General features: G+C 73.9%; 2 protein-coding genes. One reads left to right on the top strand and one right to left on the bottom strand.

Annotated features, from left to right (window positions below; genetic code table 11):
- Window positions 1-194 precede the first annotated feature (194 nt).
- A complete protein-coding gene (locus AC5LUJ_RS23120) occupies window positions 195-1,265 on the bottom strand; it encodes a glycosyltransferase family 2 protein (protein WP_250283788.1) in 1,071 nt (356 codons plus the stop codon).
- Between the two features lie 474 nt (window positions 1,266-1,739).
- On the opposite strand from AC5LUJ_RS23120, the gene AC5LUJ_RS23125 reads away from it, so the two are divergent.
- On the top strand, window positions 1,740-3,458 hold the full coding sequence (locus tag AC5LUJ_RS23125; RefSeq protein WP_250283813.1) for a rhamnosyltransferase WsaF family glycosyltransferase: 1,719 nt from the start codon (window positions 1,740-1,742) through the stop codon (window positions 3,456-3,458).
- Window positions 3,459-3,698 lie beyond the last annotated feature (240 nt).

Genomic DNA, 3,698 nt, shown 5'->3' on the forward strand with positions numbered 1-3,698 from the left:
CTGTCACCCGTCGGGGGGCTGCGGAACGGGATTCTCTGCAGCCGTACGGTGGTCCGCTCGACGGGCGGATCCCCGGTCGGGGGGGCGCCGTCCATCCAGATGAAGTCATCCGTCCCGGTGGTCGCGCGACCGGGACGGGTGGCGTCGGAGGTCATGACGCGTGGCTGTGGGCCGTGCCGGTGCGTGCCATGCGATCACACGCCGTTCCAGCGCCATCGCCGCCAGCGGATCTTGTCCTCGATCGTGCGGTAGGTGGTGAGCGCGGTGACGGCGGAGCGGTGCTCGCCGGCCCGCCGGGCCACCGGGATCGCCCGCCACGCGGCCAGCGCCGGAGCGTCCGGCCAGAGCTCCCGGGCGAAACGCAGGTAGGAGTCGACGAGGTCGCCGTCGTGCTCCGCCCGGCCCTCCGAGCAGATCCGGCGGACCTGGCCGAGCGCCTCGTTCGCCAGCGTGCGCCGGACCGTCGTGAGCAGGCCGTCGGCGTCCGGGATGCCCGCGGCGCGCCCGGTGAGGACGACCTGGAACGCGTCCCAGCGAGCTCGCAGGTCGGTGAGGTGCCCGGCATACACGGTGCGTTGCATACTGGCCGCGTGCACGCGGTAGTAGGCCTGGTCGGTGCCGTTCACCCGGCCGACGTCGGCCACCGAGGCCGCCCGCAGCCACATTTCCAGGTCACCCGAATGCGGGAGATCGGGCCGGTAGCCGCCGATCTCGCGCTGTACCGAGGTCCGCAGCACCACCTCGGGGTTGAAGATGCAGTTGATGCCCGCCCGGCAACGTAACCGGATCCATTCCGGCCCGTCCCAGATTGTCCAGTTCCGGACGCGGGTGCGCGGTGGTTTCGGTGGCCTGCCCTCGTAGAGATGGGTGGGGTGGCCGTAGGCCATGCCGACGGAGGGGTTCGCCTCCAGCAGGGCGGTGGCCCTGGCCAGCGAGCCGGGCAGCAGCAGGTCGTCCGCGGAGAGCAGGACCACGTAGTCGCCGGTCGCCTCGGCCAGGCCGTCATTGTAGGTGGCGATGTGACCGCGGTTGGCCGGATGCCGGATGACGCGGACCCGGCCGTCGGCGGCCGCCAGCGCCGCCGCGACGGTCGCGCTGGCATCGGTCGAGGCGTCGTCGACGATGATGACCTCCGGGTCGACACCCTCCTGCGTCAGCACCGTCTCGACGCACTCCGCGAGATAACGCGCGTAGTTGTAACACGGCACCACGACGGAGACCGTCGGGCGTCGGCTCAGCGTCCCGGCCGGAACACGCCTGCTCATCTACCGTTACCCCCCGTTGGTGCCGACGCGGCGCGCGCCCGGTCCTGCCCCGAAGACGTTGATGATCGTATTCTCGACGCCGAAGACCGTGATCAAATCATGCTCCCGGCTCGCGCCCCACCCTCTGCCGGCGGGATCCCCGCCGTGCCCGGGCTCCCGCCGGAACGGCTTCCGGGCCCTGGTCACGGAAAACAGCGACCGCGCTTCCCGATGATCGCACTGCTGGTGAGCCCCCCGGCGGCATGGGCATGACAACAAACCGGACATGCCTCGAACCCGGACGAACTTTAGCAGCTTCCGGCGACGGCCATGCCCTGCCGGATCCATGTTCTGTCGGGCCGGGCACGGATTGGCGTCCGCTCGGGCCCGTCGGGGCGATTCGCGGAATCAGCGGATTCGCCGGACCCTGGTGCGCGGCCGCCCGTGCGGGCAGGCCATCATCTACGGGGGGACGGGCACGGCAGGGGGGAAGCCATGAACGATTCGGCCGGGAACCGGCATACAACGCGTGACCAGATCACGCGCCGGGCGGGGCAGATCGCCCGGATCGTGCGCGAGGACGGCACCCGTGGGCTCGCCGGGCGTGTGCTGCGGGCGGCGTCCCGGCGGCTGGACGATCCGTCGGGCGCGTTGCCGGTCCGCGCGCGGGAGGTGTTACGGGCCGGCCCACTGACGCCGATGCCGGCCGGGGCGCCGGGGGCGCCATCGCCGGTGGGAGCGCCCGAGCTGGAAACGCCCGAGCTGGAAACGCCGGAGCTGGGAGCGCCGGGGGCGCCGACGCCGGTGGGAGCGCCGCACGCGGCGGTGCCGGTAGCGGCGGCGGAGGCGGCCGGCCCGTTTTCAGCGGGGCAGGCCGTGCCGGCGGACGCGTCCGGGGCACCCGCGGGGGGCACCCGCCCGACGGTGCCCGCCGCCGCGCGCGACGACGCCCCGCTGGTCGTCAACTGGGTGATGACCCCGCCGCCGCCGGGCTCCGGCGGGCACACCACCCTGCTGCGGCTGGTCGAGCACCTGGAGCGCCGCGGCCACACCTGCCGGCTGTACTTCTACGATCGCTACGCCGGCGACATACGCGCCCACACCGAGGTCTTCCGCGGCTACTGGCCGCGGATCCGCGCGGAGGTCGCCGACGCGACCGGCCCGATGCTGCCGTGCGACGCCGTCTTCGCGACCTCGTGGCAGTCGGCCTACGTCGTGGCCGATCCGCGGACCCCGGGCCGCCGGTTCTACTGCGTCCAGGACTTCGAGCCGCTGTTCTACCCGGCGGGCACCGAGAGCCTGCTGGCCGAGAACACGTTCCGTTTCGGCTTCCACGGCATCACCGCCGGCCGCTGGCTGGCGGCGAAGCTGACCGCCGAGTACGGGATGCCGTGCGACCACTTCGAGTTCGGCGCGGACACGGACGTGTACCGGGTGGACACGTCCGCGCGGCGGCCGGCCCGGGACGGGGTGGTCTTCTACGCCAAGCCGAGCACACCGCGGCGTGCCTACCCCCTCGGCCTGCTGGCGCTGGAGGAGTTCCACCGGCGCCACCCGGACGTGCCGATCCACCTCTTCGGCGAGAACGTGACAGCCCTGCCCTTCCCGGCGCACCGGCACGGCGTCATCACACCGGCCGAGCTGAACGCTCTGTACAACAGGTGCGTGGCTGGGCTGTGTCTGTCGGTGACGAATGTCTCGCTCATCCCGTTCGAGCTGTTGGCCGCCGGCTGCGTCCCGGTCGTCAACGACGCCCGGCACAACCGGCTGGTACTGGACAACCCGTACGTGTGTTACGCCCAGCCCACGCCCGGTGAGCTGGCCGCCGCCCTGTCCGAGGTGGTTGGCATGGCCTCGGCCGGGCAGCGGGAGGAGCGGGCGCGGGCCGCCGCGGCCGGCGTGGCCGACCTGCCGTGGGACGCCGCGGGCACGGCCATCGAACGGGTGCTGCTGCGGGAGCTGCGCGGTGTCCCGGCACAGCGGGCGTCCGGGCCCACCGAGTCCGCCGAACCCACCGGGCCCACGGAGCCCGCCGAGCCCACGGAGCCGGCCGAGCCCACGGAGCCCGCCGAACCCACGGGCTCCGTCGGCTCCGGTGGGCCCGCCGGAGCCGTGCGGTCCACCGGATCCGCCGGCCCGGCGCTGGTCGGCGTCCCTGGCGAGGTGTCCCGTGAGGTCCATCGGGGCGCACCTGCTGAGGCCGGCGTCGAGTAGCCCGCGGCCGTCCGGCCCCGGTGGCGGCCGGCCGTCCCGGCCGGTCCACGGCCGGGTGACCTGGCCGACGGCTCCCGCGCCAGCCGGTTCCTCGTGCCGGCCGGCTGTCCGCTCGTCCGTGCCAGCCCGTCTGTGCCAGCCCGTCCATGCCGGCCGGTCTTCCGTGTCGGCCACCCGCGCCCGCCGGCCGGATCCCGACGCGACCGGCCCTGACAGGTGCCGCCCCGCCGACCGCCGCCC

The sequence above is a fragment of the Protofrankia sp. CiP1_Cm_nod3 genome (genome assembly GCF_982290655.1).